Here is a 16298-nt window from a genome sequence, read left to right as displayed (position 1 = left end):
GCCGACCCCAGTCGAGGGATTTTCACCGCAGGCTGATCTTCGCGCGGCGGCCCCGACGCCGCCCGATCAGGTCTGCGCCATGTCCACGAAGCGCGAGTAGTGGCCCTGGAAGGCGACGGTGATCGTGGCCGTCGGACCGTTACGGTGCTTGCCGACGATGATGTCCGCCTCGCCCGCGCGCGGCGACTCCTTCTCGTAGGCGTCCTCGCGGTGCAGCAGGATGACCATGTCGGCGTCCTGCTCGATGGAGCCGGACTCACGCAGGTCGGAGACCTGCGGCTTCTTGTCTGTGCGCTGCTCGGGGCCACGGTTCAGCTGGGAGAGCGCGATCACCGGGAGCTCCAGCTCCTTGGCCAGCAGCTTCAGGTTTCGGGACATGTCCGAGACCTCCTGCTGTCGGCTCTCGGAGCGCTTCGAGCCACCGGCCTGCATCAGCTGCAGATAGTCGATGATCACGAGCTTGATGTCGTTGCGCTGCTTGAGCCGGCGGCACTTCGCGCGGATCTCCATCATCGACAGGTTCGGCGAGTCGTCGATGTACAGCGGCGCGGCCGAGACCTCGGGCATCCGGCGTGCGAGCCGCGTCCAGTCCTCGTCGGTCATCGTGCCGGAGCGCATGTGGTGGAGGGCCACGCGTGCCTCGGCCGACAGGAGACGCATCGCGATCTCGTTGCGCCCCATTTCGAGGGAGAAGATGACGCTGGGCAGGTTGTTCTTGATCGAGGCGGCGCGCGCGAAGTCCAGCGCCAGCGTGGACTTACCCATGGCGGGGCGGGCCGCGATGACGATCATCTGGCCCGGGTGCAGACCGTTGGTGAGCGAGTCGAAGTCGGTGAAGCCGGTCGGCACACCGGTCATCTCACCGCTGCGCGAACCGATCGCCTCGATCTCGTCGAGCGCGCCCTCCATGATGTCGCCGAGCGGGAGGTAGTCCTCGCTGGTGCGCTGCTCGGTGACCGCATAGACCTCGGCCTGCGCCTTGTTGACGATCTCGTCGACGTCGTCGTCGCCCGCGTATCCCATCTGCGTGATCCGCGTGCCCGCCTCGACGAGACGGCGCAGTACGGCGCGCTCATGGACGATCTCCGCGTAGTACTCGGCGTTGGCCGCGGTGGGGACCGTCTGCACGAGGGTGTGCAGATACGATGCGCCACCCACCTTGTTGATCTCGCCGCGCTTGGTCAGCTCGGCGGCGATGGTGATCGGGTCGGCGGGCTCGCCCTTGGCGTAGACGTCGAGGATCGCCTGGAAGATCGTCTCGTGGGCCGGCTTGTAGAAGTCGGCCCCCTTGATGACCTCCACGACGTCGGCGATCGCGTCCTTCGACAGGAGCATGCCACCGAGCACCGACTGCTCGGCGTCGAGATCCTGCGGCGGTACACGCTCGAAGGTGGCGGGACCCTCGTCCCAGCCGCCGCCTCCCTCACGACCTCGCTCGTGCTGGTCGCCCTGGCCTCGGCCACCGCCCCGGAACGGCCGGGAAGCGGGGAGTCGATCACTGGGACCGTCATCGGCCCAGGGGTCGTCCAAAGGCTCGGAGATACTCACCGGGCCACCTCCTCCCGTCCGCCGAGCGGACCTCGCCGTACCCCTCATTCCTACGGCACGACACTGACAAATAAGAGGCCCAACTCCGCTTGCGACGCGTCGGATTTGTGAGGTTTCCGAGGCCACGAGACATGGTGGGCGCCGCACCACGGTAGGCGTGTGGGCACCGTCAGCCAATCTGGTTATCCACAGGCGGTGTGGACGACGGCCCCCTCGCTGTGGAGAACCGGGCAAAACCTGTGCACGACACGGTGGACAGGGCTGTGAACAAGCCCTCAGGCGATTCCATACACATACTCTGACCTGCAGTTTTCCCATCCACCGGCTGTGCAGAAGAAAAACTTTCCCAGTCGGCCCAAGATCTGTGAAAGACCCGCCGCGCGACACGCGGAAGAGCTCCGTAAGTAAGGGTCAGTCTCGCATTGCATCTCTTACCTGTGGAAGATTAGATTGGTGCTCATGACACAGGCTCCCGCGACACCCAAGGCCGCCCGACGCCGGCACGACCGCGAGATCGTCGCCCTCGCCGTTCCCGCCTTCGGCGCACTCGTCGCTGAGCCCCTTTTCCTCATGGCCGACAGCGCCATCGTCGGCCATCTCGGCACCTCACAACTCGCCGGACTCGCCGTCGCCTCGGCCCTGCTGCAGACCGCGGTCAGCATTTTCGTCTTCCTCGCCTACGCCACCACCGCGGCGGTAGCGCGCCGCGTCGGAGCCGGCGATCTGAAGTCCGCCATCCAGCAGGGCATGGACGGAATCTGGCTCGCCCTGATCCTCGGTGCCCTGGTTGTCGCGGTTGCTCTGCCCACGGCCCCGGCACTGATCGAGCTTTTCGGCGCCTCCGACACCGCGACGCCCTACGCGATCACGTATCTGCGCATCTCCTCGCTCGGCATTCCGCCGATGCTCATCGTCCTTGCCGCCACCGGCGTGCTCCGCGGACTGCAGAACACCAAGACGCCGCTCTATGTGGCGGTCGCCGGTTTCATCGCCAACGCGGGACTCAACGTCGGGCTCGTCTACGGTGCCGGTCTCGGCATCGCGGGTTCGGCCTGGGGCACCGTCATCGCCCAGGTCGGCATGGCGGTCGTCTACCTCGTCGTCGTGATCCGCGGCGCCCGGCGCCATGGAGCTTCGCTGCGTCCGGACGCGGCGGGCATCAGAGCCTGCGCCCAGGCGGGCGCGCCGCTTCTCGTCCGTACGATCTCGCTCCGGGCGATCCTGATGATCGCGACGGCCGTCGCGGCCCGGCTCGGCGATGCCGATGTGGCCGCGCACCAGATCATCCTGTCCCTGTGGAGCCTGACCGCCTTCGCCCTCGATGCCATCGCCATCGCCGGTCAGGCGATCATCGGCCGCTACCTCGGGGCGGACGACGCTCCGGGCGCACGCGCGGTCTGCCGCCGGATGGTGGAGTGGGGGATCGCCGCCGGCGTCGTCCTCGGCGTGCTGATCGTCGCCGCCAGACCGCTGTTCGTCCCGCTGTTCACGAGCGATCAGCTTGTGCAGGACGCCGCCCTGCCCGCTCTGATCGTCGTGGCCCTGTCCCAGCCCATCTGCGGGATCGTCTACGTGCTGGACGGCGTCCTCATGGGCGCGGGCGACGGCCCCTATCTGGCCTGGGCCATGCTCGTCACGTTCGCCGTCTTCACGCCGGTGGCGCTCCTGGTCCCCGTATTCGGCGGCGGTCTCACCGCGGTGTGGGGAGCGATGGCCCTGATGATGACGGTACGGATGATTACGCTGTGGGTCCGCTACCGCTCGGGACGCTGGGCCGTGACCGGCGCGACGCGCTGACTCGTAGCGCCTCGTTTCACGTGAAACCGGGAAACCGCGACACCGCGACACCGCGACACCGCGACACCGCGACACCGCGACACCGCGACACCGCGCATCAGTGAAGGCGACCGTTTCACGTGAAACGCAGCCGGAAAGCATGTGGGGCCGCACCCCGAAGGGTGCGGCCCCACATTCGCTTCAGCACTGCTCAGAGCAGGGCTCAGGCAGAGACGACCTCGATGTTGACCTTGGCGGCAACCTCGGGGTGCAGACGCACGGAGGCCTCGTGGCCACCGAGCGACTTGATCGGCGAGCCCAGCTCGACACGACGCTTGTCGACCTTCGGGCCACCGGCAGCCTCGATCGCCGAAGCGATGTCGGCCGGGGTGACGGAACCGAAGAGACGACCGGCGTCGCCGGAGCGGACGGCCAGACGGACCGCGGTGCCCTCGAGCTTGGCCTTGATCTCGTTGGCCTGCTCGATGGTGGCGATCTCGTGGATCTTGCGGGCGCGGCGGATCTGCGCCACGTCCTGCTCGCCACCCTTGGTCCAGCGGATCGCGAACTTCCGCGGGATCAGGTAGTTACGGGCGTACCCGTCCTTGACGTCGACGACCTCGCCGGCGGTGCCGAGGCCAGAGACCTCGTGGGTCAGGATGATCTTCATGTTTCGGTCACCCTTTCCTTATCGCGCGGTGGACGTGTAGGGCAGCAGCGCCATCTCACGGCTGTTCTTCACGGCCGTGGCGACGTCACGCTGGTGCTGCGTGCAGTTGCCGGTCACGCGGCGGGCACGGATCTTGCCGCGGTCGGAAATGAACTTCCGCAGCATGTTCGTGTCCTTGTAGTCCACGTACGTGACCTTGTCCTTGCAGAAAGCGCAGACCTTCTTCTTCGGCTTGCGCACAGGCGGCTTCGCCATGGTGTTTCTCCTGTGTGATCAAGAAGTGTGGGGTGCGAGCCCGGTCCCCGAGGGAGTGATCCCTAGAAGGGGGGCTCGTCCGAGTAGCCGCCGCCGGAGCCGCCGGAGCTTCCGCCCCAGCCGCCACCGCCGCCGCCCTGCTGGCCGCCGCCGGCCGGCGCACCGGTCGCCCAGGGGTCGTTGGCCGGGGCTCCGCCCTGACCACCCTGCTGACCGCCGGGGCCGCCGCCCCAGCCGCCGCCACCCTGCTGCTGACCGCCGCCGAAGCCGCCGCCACCACCCTGGCCGCCACGGCCGCCGGTGGTCTTGGTGACCTTGGCGGTTGCGTAGCGCAGCGAGGGGCCGATCTCGTCGACCTCGAGCTCCACGACCGTCCGCTTCTCGCCCTGCTGGGTCTCGTACGAACGCTGCCGCAGACGTCCCTGAGCGACGACGCGCATGCCACGCGTCAGCGACTCGGCAACGTTCTCCGCGGCCTGACGCCAGATCGACGCACGGAGGAACAGCGCGTCGCCGTCCTTCCACTCGTTGGTCTGGCGGTCGAACGTCCGGGGCGTCGACGCGATCGTGAAGTTCGCGACGGCCGCGCCGGACGGGGTGAAGCGCAGCTCGGGGTCGTCGGTCAGGTTTCCGACGACGGTGATAACGGTCTCGCCTGCCATGGGGGAACCTCTCGGCGGGTTTGCTGCTTGGCTGCTTGTGCTACTCGAATCCCGAGTGCCGCTGAACTAGGAAGTTCAGTGGGTCTCGGGACGGAGGACCTTGGTCCGGAGGACCGACTCGTTCAGGTTCATCTGGCGGTCGAGCTCCTTGACGACCGCAGGCTCGGCCTGCAGGTCGATGACCGAGTAGATGCCCTCGGGCTTCTTCTTGATCTCGTACGAGAGACGACGACGGCCCCAGGTGTCGACCTTCTCCACCTTGCCGTTGCCCTCACGGACGACAGACATGAAGTTCTCGATCAGGGGGGCGACAGCGCGCTCCTCCAGATCGGGGTCGAGGATGACCATCACTTCGTAGTGACGCATGTGGAACCCACCTCCTTTGGACTCAGCGGCCACGGTCGTTCCGTGGCAGGAGGGTTGTTATGCGTAAGCAACGGTATCGGCCGCCACTGACAATCGGGTCCCGCCGAGCGGATCCGTGCTGATCAGCGGCTCAGCCCCTGGTCGGGGGCGTGAACAGACACCGGTGCAGACGGTACAGACTACCCGCACCTCTGCTTCCGGTTGAAATCCGGCGGCCCGTGACCGCAATCTGTACACATCGGGTGTGTACGGCGCTACGATGCGCCGCTTCCGCAGGAGGTGCCCCATGGCACAAGTAATGCGTCCGAACAGCACCGCTTCCTCTTCCCTTTTCGCCACGGACGGCAAGCCCCACCCGCTGCCGGACACCCTGCTCGGGGTGACCGCGGTGCTCGGAGCGATCGCGATCATTTCCTCACTCTGGACCGGCCTCCATCTCCTCAGCTCCTGGGCCGGCCTCATCGGCATGCTGACCGGGGCCTACGGCCAGTTCGTCTCCGAGACGACCAGGGAACGCTTCGGCCTGATCCTGGGCCTGGGGGCGTCGGCCATCGGCTTCTTCATCGGTATGGCCCACGGTGGCCTCTTCGGCGGGCTCATCGGCTGAATCGGCCCATCTCGGCAGCGAGGAGAGGGCGGCCTTCACCACCGACCCCCATACGGCCGGTCGGGGCGCTCGCAGGGCGCAGTAGGCTTCGGCGCGAGAGCCGGAGCCCCTGTACCCATGGGGACACACCAGCCCGAGGAGCGCCCCGAATGAGCCTGACCCTGAGGACCATCAGCCGAGAGCAGCATCTGGCGTACATCCAGAGCCTGCCGTCGGCGAGCCACATGCAGGTTCCCGCATGGGCAGATGTGAAGGCGGAGTGGCGCTCCGAGCACCTGGGTTGGTTCGACGAGCGCACCGGCGAGATGGTCGGCGCGGGTCTGGTGCTGTACCGCCAGCTCCCCAAGATCAAGCGCTATCTCGCGTACCTGCCCGAGGGCCCGGTCATCAACTGGTACGCACCGAACCTCGAAGAGTGGCTGCGCCCGATGCTCGCGCATCTGAAGCAGCAGGGCGCCTTCTCCGTGAAGATGGGCCCGCCGGTCGTCATCCGCCGCTGGGACGCGCCCTCCATCAAGAAGGGCATCCAGGACGCGGATGTGAAGCGGCTGCGCGACATCGAGCCGGACCTCATCGAGCCGCGCGCCTTCGAGGTCGCCGACAAGCTCCGCCGCATGGGCTGGCAGCAGGGCGAGGACGGCGGCGCGGGCTTCGGCGACGTACAGCCGCGCTACGTCTTCCAGGTGCCGCTCGCGAACCGCTCCCTGGAAGAGGTCCACAAGAACTTCAACCAGCTGTGGCGCCGCAACATCAAGAAGGCCGAGAAGGCCGGCGTCGAGGTCGTCCAGGGCGGCTACCAGGACCTCGCCGAGTGGCAGCGCCTGTACGAGATCACGGCCGTGCGCGACCACTTCCGGCCGCGCCCGCTGTCGTACTTCGAGCGCATGTGGACGGCCCTCAACTCCGAGGACCCGAACCGGATGCGGCTCTACTTCGCGCGGCACAACGGCGTGAACCTGGCGGCGGCCACGATGCTCGTCGTCGGCGGGCACGTCTGGTACTCCTACGGCGCCTCCGACAACATCGGCCGCGAGGTGCGCCCGTCCAACGCCATGCAGTGGCGGATGCTGCGCGACGCCTACGCGCTCGGCGCCACCGTCTACGACCTGCGCGGCATCTCCGACTCGCTGGACGAGACCGATCACCTCTTCGGCCTGATCCAGTTCAAGGTCGGTACGGGCGGCCAGGCGGCCGAGTACCTGGGCGAGTGGGACTTCCCGCTCAACAAGCTGCTCCACAAGGCGCTCGACATCTACATGTCGCGGCGCTGAGCGCCCGGCACAATCTGACCTAGCTCCGTACTCTCCACGAAAGGTTCCGGGACCGGCCATGGCGCTCACGCTCTACGTCGACACCGCGCGCTGGCGGGCACACCACAAGCAGGTGCTCGAGCAGTTTCCGGGGCTCGTCCCCGTCTGCAAGGGCAACGGCTACGGCTTCGGCCACGAACGGCTGGCGGAGGAGGCAACGCGCTTCGGCACCGACGTCCTCGCCGTCGGGACCACGTACGAGGCCGCCCGGATCAAGGACTGGTTCAGCGGTGACCTGCTGGTCCTGACGCCCTTCCGGCGCGGCGAGGAACCGGTTCCGCTGCCCGACCGCGTCATCCGCTCCGTCTCCTCCGTCGACGGTGTGCACGGCCTCGTCGGCGCCCGCGTCGTCGTCGAGGTCATGTCCTCGATGAAGCGGCACGGCGTCACCGAGCAGGACCTGCCGCAGCTCGCGCACGCCATACAGGACGTGCGTCTCGAGGGCTTCGCGATCCACCTGCCGCTCGACCGCACCGACGGCACGGACGCCGTCGAGGAGGTCATCGGCTGGATGGACCGGCTGCGCGCGGCCCGCCTTCCGCTGCACACCATGTTCGTCAGCCACCTGAAGGCCGACGAGCTGGCCCGCCTCCAGCAGCAGTTCCCGCAGACCCGCTTCCGCGCGCGCATCGGTACGCGGCTGTGGCTGGGTGACCACGAGGCGACCGAGTACCGCGGCGCCGTCCTGGACGTCACACGCGTGGCGAAGGGCGACCGGTTCGGCTACCGCCAGCAGAAGGCCCCCTCCGACGGCTGGCTGGTGGTCGTGGCGGGCGGTACGTCGCACGGTGTGGGCCTGGAGGCCCCGAAGGCCGTGCACGGCGTCATGCCGCGCGCCAAGGGCGTCGCACGGGCCGGTCTGGCGACGGTGAACCGGAACCTGGCGCCGTTCGTCTGGGCGGGCAAGCAGCGCTGGTTCGCCGAGCCGCCGCACATGCAGGTGTCGATCCTGTTCGTGCCCTCCGACGCCCCCGAGCCGCAGGTCGGCGAGGAGCTGGTGGCCCATCTCCGGCACACCACCACGCAGTTCGACCGGATCGTGGATCGCTGAGCACGCCTCTGCGTAGACATACGAAAAGCGGGTCGGACGCCCATGAGGCGCCCGACCCGCTTTTCGTTGCCTTCAACGAGCTCGTTCGCTCAGAGTGAACTCTCCGGCGTCCGGCCCCAGTCGACCGCGACCGGCCCTTCGGCGGCCTGCGCGGCATGCCGGTGCCGCCGCGGGCGAGTCGCCTGACCGAGCACGAAGACGTCCTTGGCACCGTCCAGAACACCGCCCGAGGGGTCGTCCTCCCCGGAGCGGCGCACCACGTCCCGGTCGGGCAGCCAGATGTCCCGCACGATGACCGCGCAGACGTAGAGCGTGCCCAAGAGATGCACCGCGACGGCCAGTTGATATCCGTCCTCGGGCAGGCCCTGATGCTTGTCCCCGCTGGTCGTGTACGCGAGGTACAGCCAGATCCCGAGGAAGTACGCGACCTCGCACGCCTGCCAGATGAGGAAGTCCCGCCACTTGGGGCGCGCGAGCGCGGCGAGCGGGATCAGCCACAGGACGTACTGCGGCGAGTAGACCTTGTTGGTGAGGATGAAGGCCGCGACCACCAGGAACGCGAGCTGTGAGAAGCGCGGCCTGCGCGGTGCGGTGAGGGTGAGCGCCGCGACGCCCAGGCAGGCGAGCACCATCAGCGTCGTGGCCAGCGTATTGACGACGCCGGTGTCGAGGGGCGTGTCCCGGTGCTGGGAGATGATCAGCCAGAAGGAGCCGAAGTCGACGCCGCGCTCCTGGCTGAACGTGTAGAACTTCGACCAGCCCGCAGGGGCGAGGAGCATCACCGGCAGATTCACGGCCAGCCATGCGACGGCGGCGCCGAGGGCCGCTCTGCCGAACTCCCGCCACCGGCCGGCCCGCCAGCACAGTACGAAGAGCGGACCGAGCAGCAGCACCGGGTACAGCTTGGCGGCGGTCGCGAGCCCGAGCAGCACGCCGAAGGTGAAGGCCCTGCCCCGCGACCACATCAGCATCGCCGCGGCCGTGAGAGCCACCGCGAAGAGGTCCCAGTTGATGGTGGCGGTCAACGCGAAGGCGGGCGCCAGAGCGACCAGCAGAGCGTCCCATGGGCGCCTGCGGTGGGTGCGGGTGACGCACACGGCGATCACGGCCGCGCAGATCATCAGCATCCCGGCGTTGACCATCCAGTACACCTGCTCCTGGTGCTGGATGGAGCCGCTGCCGGGCGTCAGCCACGCGGCGACCTCCATGAACACACCGGTGAGGACCGGGTATTCGAGGTAGTCCATGTCGCCGGAGAGTTTGTCGAAGTACGGCACGAGGCCGTCGGCGAAGCCGCGTCCCTGGTAGAGGTGCGGGATGTCCGAGTAGCACGCGTGCGTGTACTGGGAGCTGGCGCCGTAGAACCAGGAGCCGTCGTAGCAGGGGAACTTCTGGACCATGCCGAGCGCGAACATGCCCAGCATGACGAGCACGATCACCCGTGCCGGGGACCACCACGAGGCGCCGAACCGCACCCGCCGCCCGGCCGGTCCACCGATGAGCTCACTGCCGACGGCCGCGACCTCGTCCTCTCTGGTCGGCCGTACCTGTTCCGGCTCGGGCTCCTGCGGATTCGCACGCGTCGTCTCTGCACTGGGCATGCGGCACATCCTGCCGTACGAGGCTGAGAACGGGGCGAGGGCCGCCACACCCATCGGGTGTGGCGGCCCTCGCCTGCCGTGGAACACGCTGCGTTTCACGTGAAACACGATGCGTTGCGGACGGGTCGGCTAATGGTCCGGGCCTCCGAAGAGGCCGCCTCCGTTTCCATTGCCTGCCGGGTTCCCGGTGTCGTCGGAGCTTCCGTCGCTCGGGGTGGGCGACACTCCGCCGTCGGTAGCGCCTCCGGTGTCCGTGCCGCCGTTGTCCCCATCGTTCTCGTTCTTGCAGGCCCAGTCCCAGTCGCTGCACGTCTCCGACGGCGACGGCGACGGGGAGGTGCTCTCGCTGGTCGACGGGGACGGCGAGGCGGTCTCCGACGGGGTCTGCGTGACCGACGGGGTCGGGGTGGGACTCGGGGTCGCGCCCACGACCTTTCCGATCGGTTCCGGCACCGGGAACGGCTCGTTCGGCTGGCCCTTCAGAGCCTGCTCCATGTAGTCGTGCCAGATCTCGGACGGGAACGACGCACCGTGGATCTTCTCCTGACCACCGGTTCCATACATCTCGAGGAACTTGCGGTTCTGGGACTTCTCGTTGTCGTCCATCCGGTACATCGTGATCGCGGTGGACAGCTGCTTGGTGTAGCCCACGAACCAGGCCGACTTGTTGCCGTCGGTGGTACCGGTCTTGCCGGCCACGTCGCGGCCCGGCAGCCGCGCCGCCGTACCCGTGCCCTTGTCGACGACGGTCTTGAGGACGTCCGTCACGTTGTCGGCGACCTTCGGCTCGAAGGCGCGCCTCACCTTGGCCTCGTGCCGGAAGACGTTCTCGCCCTCGTGGTCGACGGACGTCACCGAGTACGGGTCGTTCTGCTGGCCACTGGTCGCGAAGGTCCCGTAGGCGCCCGCCATGCGGATCGCGCTCGGGTCGGAGGTACCGAGGGAGAACGAGGGGTAGTTGGAGTCGGCGAAGCTGTCGTCCAGGATGCCCGCGCTCTTGGCGGACGCACGCACCTTGTCCAGACCCACGTCCATGCCCAACTGCACATAGGCCGAGTTCACGGACTCGCGCATGGCCTCGCGCAGATCGATCTGGTAGCTGGGCTTGTTGTACGACTGCTTACCGTCGTTGGTCTGGTTCCACTGCTTGCCCTTCTCGTTCGTCCAGATGTCCCCCTTCCAGTCCTTGATCTTGAGCCCGTTCTTGCCGCTGTACAGGCTCTTGGGGGACGCGATCGTGCGCTGGGTCTCGTCCTGGACCTCGGGTCCTTCCGGGTTCCTGACGCCGTACTTGAAGGCGGCCGCGAGGACGAAGGGCTTGAAGGTGGAGCCGACCTGGGCGCCGGTGACATCGGCGTTGTTGGTGAAGTGCTTGGTGGCGTCCTCACCGCCGTAGATGGCCTCGATCGCACCGGTCTTGGGGCTGACGGAGGCGCCACCGAACTGGACGTGCCGGTCCACGTACTTTCCGTTGACCTTGCGGTTCTTCTCGAGGTTCGCCTTGCGGACCTTCTTCACGGCGTTCTCGAGCTTCTTCACCTTGTTCTCGTTGAACGTGGTGTGGATCTCGTAGCCGCCCTTTTGCAGGTCGTCCTCGGTGATCTTGCCGTTGCTGTTCTTGACGGCGTTCGCCTTGGCGAGGTCGACGAGATAGCCGGTCTGGCCGCCGAGCTGCGCGTTGGAGCGCGGGTTCTGCAGCTTGGGGAAGGTCTTGAACTGGGCCCGGCGGCTCTGGCTCAGCCGCCCGTCCTTCGTCTCCTCGTCGAGGATCCACGACCAGCGCTTCGTGGCGCGCGCACGGTTCTTCTGCGGCGTCGCGTTGATCGGGTCGATGCCGGGCGAGCCCGCCGGGTCGTAGTACGTGGAGCCCTTGAGCACGGACGCGAGGAACGCGGTCTGGCTCTCGTTGAGCTTCGTGGCGTCCTCGTTGAAGTAGGCGCGGGCCGCGGCCTGGATGCCGTAGGCACCGCGTCCGTAGTACGCCGAGTTCAGATAGCCGGCCATGACGTCGTCCTTGTCGACGGTCCGGCCGACCTTTATGGAGACGAACAGCTCCTTGAGCTTTCGGGTCACCGTCTGGGACTGGTCGTCCAGCATCGCGTTCTTCACGTACTGCTGGGTGATCGTCGAGCCACCCTGGGTCTCGCCGCCCTTGGCCATGTTGAACACGGCACGGGCGATGCCCATCGGGTCGACACCCTTGTCCGTCTCGAACGTCTTGTTCTCCGCCGACATGACGGCGTAGCGCATGGACTTCGGGATGTCCTCGTACTTGATGATCTGGCGGTTCGTCTCACCACCGGTGGCGACCATCTGCTTGCCGTTGGACCAGTAGTAGACGTTGTTCTGCGCCGTCGCCGTCTTGGCCGGGTCGGGCACGCCCACCAGCGCATACGCGATGCCGGCGGCGAGCATCATGCTGCCGAACAGACCGACGAACATGCCGGTCACCAGCCGCCAGGACGGCACCCAGCGACGCCAGCCGTACTTGTGCGCACGCGGGTAGTCGACGAACTTCTTCTTCTCCGGGCCGCCGGATCCGGCACCGTACGGGCCACCGGGTCCGCCGCCGTGGCCGCCGCCACCGCGGCGACCTCCGCCGCCGCCGGCTCCACCGCCATCGGAGGACCTGCGTCGGCCGCCCCGCTGGGCGGCCTTCCGGGCTTCTGCTCGACCGGCCCACGGGCGGTCACCCTCCGGGCTCCCGTGCGAACCCGTTGAACTCGGGGCGTCATAGGAAGCGGAGGGAGAGGCGGAACCTCCACGCGGTGCCGCGCGGCGGCCCGATGGTGCTCCGAATGCTCCGCGACGGGCCGCGGCGCGCCCACCGCCTTGCGGCTGCGGCGGTTTGCGACGGTGCTCGCTCATCGAACGACTACTCCTCGGGCAGGCGCGAGGTCGCGCGCCTGGAAACGGCGTCGGGTTTCCGGTCCCCCCGGAGTACGGATGCGCCCCTCTCGGCACTCACCCGCACTACACCAGGGACGACGACGCCCACTGGCGTCACTTGGTTCCCGGTGGTCTGCATGGCGGACAGACTACGCACCGTCAAAACCCTCCTAGGGCCGAACTTCACCCCAAATCAGGCAACTCGATTCCTACGAATCGGTGATGTGACGCCGTTCACCGTGATCGCACTTGCCGCGGCCGAAGAGCAGTTCTATCGTCGTGATGTATCGAGTCGATACATCAGCTCGACATAAAGAGTCGATACAAGGGACCGCGGCAGAGAGGAGACGACGATGAGCCGACGCTCCGGCATCCTCGAGTTCGCCGTACTCGGTCTGCTCCGCGAGTCCCCGATGCACGGCTACGAGCTGCGCAAGCGACTCAACACTTCACTCGGAATCTTCCGCGCCTTCAGCTACGGGACGCTGTACCCCTGCCTCAAGACGCTGGTCGCCAACGGCTGGTTGATCGAGGAATCGGGTTCAGGACCCGACGACACCTCCGCGACTCCACTCGCAGGGCGTCGCGCCAAAATCGTCTACCGATTGACGGCGGAAGGTAAGGAGCACTTCGAGGACCTGCTCTCGCAGACCGGCCCGGACGCATACGAGGACGAGCACTTCGCCGCGCGCTTCGCCTTCTTCGGGCAGACCTCGCGGGACGTGCGCATGCGCGTCCTCGAAGGTCGCCGCAGTCGGCTGGAGGAGCGCCTCGAGAAGATGCGCATCTCCTTCGCCCGCACCCGCGAGCGCCTGGACGACTACACGCTCGAGCTGCAGCGGCACGGCATGGAGTCCGTGGAGCGCGAGGTGCGCTGGCTGAACGAGCTCATCGAGAGCGAGCGCGCGGGCCGCGACCAACGACGCTCCGGCCCGGGGGACGCGACGCAGCAGGACACATCTGGAGAGACGGGCGGCCTGCCCCGGCACCGGGACAGCACCCGGCCGGATCCGTCCGACGACACCGCCACGTGAAGTCCGGTCAGGACTTCACCGAGTACACACAGGGAGCAACCGGAATGGGTTCGGTTCGCGTAGCCATCGTCGGCGTGGGCAACTGCGCCGCCTCGCTGGTGCAGGGCGTCGAGTTCTACAAGGACGCCGACCCGGAGACCAAGGTCCCGGGCCTGATGCACGTACAGTTCGGCGACTACCACGTCGGTGACGTCGAGTTCGTCGCCGCGTTCGACGTCGACGCGAAGAAGGTCGGCCTGGACCTCGCGGACGCCATCGGCGCCTCCGAGAACAACACCATCAAGATCGCCGACGTGCCCAACAAGGGCGTCCAGGTCCAGCGTGGTCACACTCTCGACGGTCTGGGCCGCTACTACCGCGAGACGATCGAGGAGTCCTCCGAGGCCCCGGTCGACGTCGTCCAGGTCCTCAAGGACAAGCAGGTCGACGTTCTCGTCTGCTACCTGCCCGTCGGCTCCGACGACGCGGCGAAGTACTACGCCCAGTGCGCCATCGACGCCAAGGTCGCGTTCGTCAACGCCCTCCCGGTCTTCATCGCCGGCACCAAGGAGTGGGCGGACAAGTTCACCGAGGCCGGCGTCCCGATCGTCGGTGACGACATCAAGTCGCAGGTCGGCGCGACCATCACGCACCGCGTGATGGCGAAGCTCTTCGAAGACCGCGGTGTCCGCCTCGAGCGCACGATGCAGCTCAACGTCGGCGGCAACATGGACTTCAAGAACATGCTGGAGCGCGACCGCCTCGAGTCGAAGAAGATCTCGAAGACGCAGGCCGTCACCTCGCAGATCCGCGACCGCGAGCTGGGCGAGAACAACGTCCACATCGGCCCGTCCGACTACGTCGCGTGGCTCGACGACCGCAAGTGGGCGTACGTCCGCCTCGAGGGCCGCGCCTTCGGTGAGGTCCCGCTGAACCTGGAGTACAAGCTCGAGGTCTGGGACTCCCCGAACTCCGCGGGTGTCATCATCGACGCCCTGCGCGCCGCGAAGATCGCCAAGGACCGCGGCATCGGCGGCCCGATCCTCTCCGCGTCCTCGTACTTCATGAAGTCCCCGCCGGTGCAGTACTTCGACGACGAGGCCTTCGAGAACGTCGAGAAGTTCATCAAGGGCGAGGTCGAGCGCTGACTTTCCCCTGACGGCCGGTTCGGGTGTTTCACGTGAAACACCCACCGCCCGGAGGTTGTTGAGGCCCCTGGCTCGCACGTTGTGTGCGCGCCAGGGGCCCCTCTCATATGTGAGGCTGTGCCGCATGGCTGTCGTCCGTGACCTGCGTGTACTCCTGCGCCTGCACGACTTTCGGCGTCTGCTGACGCTGCGGCTGCTCTCCCAGGGCGCGGACGGCGTGTATCAGGTGGCGCTCGCCACGTACGTGGTGTTCTCTCCGGAGAAGCAGACGTCCCCCGCCGCGATCGCGTCCGCGATGGCGGTGCTGCTGCTCCCGTACTCCCTTGTGGGCCCGTTCGCGGGCGTTCTCCTCGACCGTTGGCGCCGCCGCCAGGTCTTCCTGTACGGCAATCTGCTGCGGGTGCTGCTCGCCTCCGTGACGGCCGCACTCATGCTGAGCCACGCCCCGGACTGGCTCTTCTACGCATCCGCGCTGTGCGTCACCGCGGTCAATCGTTTCGTCCTGTCCGGGCTTTCGGCCGCGCTGCCCCGTGTCGTCGACGCGGAGCGCCTCGTCATGGCCAACTCCCTCTCGCCGACCGCGGGGACTCTCGCGGCGACGCTGGGCGGTGGCCTCGCCTTCGGCGTGCGCCTGATCTCCTCGGACTCGGACGCCGCGGTCGTACTCATCGGGGCGTTGCTGTACCTGTGTGCCGCGCTCGCTTCCTTGCGCATGGACGCACAACTTCTCGGCCCCGACCCGGAGTTGATCCAGCCACGCCTGGGGGCGGCATTGGCCGGCACCGCCCGAGACCTCGCCTCCGGCGTCCGGCACCTCGCCTCACGCCCGGCTGCCGCACGCACGCTCGCCGCGATGACGGTGATGCGGTTCTGCTACGGCGCCCTGCTCGTCATGGTGCTCATGCTGTGCCGGTACGCATGGTCGTCCACCGAGTCCGAAGGCCTGGCCCTGCTCGGTCTCGCCATGGGCGTCTCGGGAGCGGGCTTCTTCGTGGCGGCCACAGTCACCCCGGCGGCCGTCGGGCGGTTGGGCGCCGCAGGGTGGATCGTCCTGTGCGCCGGTGCCGCGGCCATACTGGAACTCGCTCTGGGGCTCACCTTCGAACCCGCGCCGATCGTGGTGGCCGCGTTCGTTCTGGGACTGACCACACAGGCCTCGAAGATCGCCACCGACACGGTCGTCCAGTCCTCCGTCGACGACGGCTTCCGTGGCCGGATCTTCTCGGTCTACGACGTGCTGTTCAACGTCTCCTTCGTCGGCGCGGCCGGAGTCGCGGCGCTGATGCTGCCGCCGGACGGCCGCTCCGTCCCTCTCGTCGTCCTGGTGTCGGTCCTCTACGGGGTGACCGCCCTCACGCTGCACGGGCGGCGACGTTTCACGTGAAACATCGCCTCACCGGAT

Annotated in this window: 14 protein-coding genes; 7 read left to right on the top strand and 7 right to left on the bottom strand. The window is 67.6% G+C overall.

The genetic code is table 11. From position 1 onward, the window contains the following. Positions 1–66 precede the first annotated feature (66 nt). Entirely contained in the window at positions 67–1548 is a 1482-nt protein-coding gene (gene dnaB, locus ACY34M_RS36675) for a replicative DNA helicase (RefSeq protein WP_462720831.1), read from the bottom strand. 459 nt (positions 1549–2007) lie between these two features. Between dnaB and ACY34M_RS36670 the strand changes: the two genes are divergently transcribed. Further along, entirely contained in the window at positions 2008–3345 is a 1338-nt protein-coding gene (locus ACY34M_RS36670) for an MATE family efflux transporter (RefSeq protein ID WP_462720832.1), read from the top strand. A 202-nt stretch (positions 3346–3547) separates the two neighbouring features. Here the strand turns inward: ACY34M_RS36670 and rplI are convergent, their stop codons facing one another. From rplI to rpsF, 4 genes are all read right to left on the bottom strand, one after another. Then, a complete protein-coding gene (gene rplI / locus ACY34M_RS36665; protein WP_385758999.1) occupies positions 3548–3994 on the bottom strand; it encodes a 50S ribosomal protein L9 in 447 nt (148 codons plus the stop codon). Between the two features lie 18 nt (positions 3995–4012). Then, entirely contained in the window at positions 4013–4249 is a 237-nt protein-coding gene (gene rpsR / locus ACY34M_RS36660) for a 30S ribosomal protein S18 (protein ID WP_003949403.1), read from the bottom strand. 62 nt (positions 4250–4311) lie between these two features. Next, entirely contained in the window at positions 4312–4911 is a 600-nt protein-coding gene (locus ACY34M_RS36655) for a single-stranded DNA-binding protein (protein ID WP_462720833.1), read from the bottom strand. A gap of 75 nt (positions 4912–4986) precedes the next feature. Beyond that, positions 4987–5277: a 30S ribosomal protein S6 gene (gene rpsF, locus ACY34M_RS36650; protein WP_164559357.1), complete on the bottom strand. Its 291-nt coding sequence runs from the start codon at positions 5275–5277 to the stop codon at positions 4987–4989. A 286-nt stretch (positions 5278–5563) separates the two neighbouring features. On the opposite strand from rpsF, the gene ACY34M_RS36645 reads away from it, so the two are divergent. The 3 genes from ACY34M_RS36645 (at position 5564) to ACY34M_RS36635 (ending at position 8245) form a co-directional block, all read left to right on the top strand. Further along, the gene (locus tag ACY34M_RS36645; protein ID WP_462720834.1) at positions 5564–5884 is read left to right on the top strand and encodes a hypothetical protein; all 321 of its coding nucleotides are present in this window, start codon (positions 5564–5566) and stop codon (positions 5882–5884) included. Positions 5885–6033: 149 nt separating this feature from the next. Then, positions 6034–7155, top strand: coding sequence for a lipid II:glycine glycyltransferase FemX (locus tag ACY34M_RS36640; RefSeq protein WP_462720835.1), 1122 nt, complete (start codon positions 6034–6036; stop codon positions 7153–7155). A gap of 58 nt (positions 7156–7213) precedes the next feature. Further along, complete coding sequence (locus tag ACY34M_RS36635) at positions 7214–8245, top strand: alanine racemase (RefSeq protein ID WP_462720836.1); 1032 nt, start codon at positions 7214–7216, stop codon at positions 8243–8245. An 89-nt stretch (positions 8246–8334) separates the two neighbouring features. Here ACY34M_RS36635 and ACY34M_RS36630 read toward each other — a convergent pair whose 3' ends face one another. Together ACY34M_RS36630 and ACY34M_RS36625 are read right to left on the bottom strand one after the other, a co-directional pair. Further along, entirely contained in the window at positions 8335–9846 is a 1512-nt protein-coding gene (locus ACY34M_RS36630; protein ID WP_462720837.1) for a glycosyltransferase family 87 protein, read from the bottom strand. A gap of 129 nt (positions 9847–9975) precedes the next feature. Beyond that, positions 9976–12714 (bottom strand): transglycosylase domain-containing protein, encoded by a 2739-nt coding sequence (locus tag ACY34M_RS36625; RefSeq protein ID WP_462720838.1) that lies wholly within the window; start codon positions 12712–12714, stop codon positions 9976–9978. Between the two features lie 374 nt (positions 12715–13088). Between ACY34M_RS36625 and ACY34M_RS36620 the strand changes: the two genes are divergently transcribed. The 3 genes from ACY34M_RS36620 to ACY34M_RS36610 all read left to right on the top strand — a co-directional run bounded on the left by ACY34M_RS36620 (position 13089) and on the right by ACY34M_RS36610 (position 16280). Beyond that, on the top strand, positions 13089–13769 hold the full coding sequence (locus ACY34M_RS36620) for a PadR family transcriptional regulator (protein WP_462720839.1): 681 nt from the start codon (positions 13089–13091) through the stop codon (positions 13767–13769). 44 nt (positions 13770–13813) lie between these two features. Beyond that, positions 13814–14896, top strand: a complete 1083-nt coding sequence (locus ACY34M_RS36615; protein ID WP_462720840.1) for an inositol-3-phosphate synthase — start codon at positions 13814–13816, stop codon at positions 14894–14896. 124 nt (positions 14897–15020) lie between these two features. After that, positions 15021–16280, top strand: a complete 1260-nt coding sequence (locus ACY34M_RS36610; RefSeq protein WP_462720841.1) for an MFS transporter — start codon at positions 15021–15023, stop codon at positions 16278–16280. The last annotated feature ends 18 nt before the right edge of the window (positions 16281–16298 follow it).

It is taken from the genome of Streptomyces sp. EDA2-14 (assembly GCF_054963755.1).
The sequence above is the reverse complement of the archived record's forward strand: the minus strand, read 5'-3'. Positions and strand labels throughout refer to the sequence as shown.

What these genes read in the sequence shown, in the direction of transcription:
- ACY34M_RS36640 (WP_462720835.1), top strand. Translation starts at nt 6,034, where the DNA reads ATGAGCCTGACCCTGAGGACCATCAGCCGAGAGCAGCATCTGGCGTAC.
- ACY34M_RS36630 (WP_462720837.1), bottom strand. Translation starts at nt 9,846, where the DNA reads ATGCCCAGTGCAGAGACGACGCGTGCGAATCCGCAGGAGCCCGAGCCG.
- rpsF (WP_164559357.1), bottom strand. Translation starts at nt 5,277, where the DNA reads ATGCGTCACTACGAAGTGATGGTCATCCTCGACCCCGATCTGGAGGAG.
- ACY34M_RS36670 (WP_462720832.1), top strand. Translation starts at nt 2,008, where the DNA reads ATGACACAGGCTCCCGCGACACCCAAGGCCGCCCGACGCCGGCACGAC.
- rplI (WP_385758999.1), bottom strand. Translation starts at nt 3,994, where the DNA reads ATGAAGATCATCCTGACCCACGAGGTCTCTGGCCTCGGCACCGCCGGC.
- ACY34M_RS36625 (WP_462720838.1), bottom strand. Translation starts at nt 12,714, where the DNA reads ATGAGCGAGCACCGTCGCAAACCGCCGCAGCCGCAAGGCGGTGGGCGC.
- ACY34M_RS36645 (WP_462720834.1), top strand. Translation starts at nt 5,564, where the DNA reads ATGGCACAAGTAATGCGTCCGAACAGCACCGCTTCCTCTTCCCTTTTC.
- ACY34M_RS36655 (WP_462720833.1), bottom strand. Translation starts at nt 4,911, where the DNA reads ATGGCAGGCGAGACCGTTATCACCGTCGTCGGAAACCTGACCGACGAC.
- rpsR (WP_003949403.1), bottom strand. Translation starts at nt 4,249, where the DNA reads ATGGCGAAGCCGCCTGTGCGCAAGCCGAAGAAGAAGGTCTGCGCTTTC.
- ACY34M_RS36615 (WP_462720840.1), top strand. Translation starts at nt 13,814, where the DNA reads ATGGGTTCGGTTCGCGTAGCCATCGTCGGCGTGGGCAACTGCGCCGCC.
- ACY34M_RS36620 (WP_462720839.1), top strand. Translation starts at nt 13,089, where the DNA reads ATGAGCCGACGCTCCGGCATCCTCGAGTTCGCCGTACTCGGTCTGCTC.
- ACY34M_RS36610 (WP_462720841.1), top strand. Translation starts at nt 15,021, where the DNA reads ATGGCTGTCGTCCGTGACCTGCGTGTACTCCTGCGCCTGCACGACTTT.
- ACY34M_RS36635 (WP_462720836.1), top strand. Translation starts at nt 7,214, where the DNA reads ATGGCGCTCACGCTCTACGTCGACACCGCGCGCTGGCGGGCACACCAC.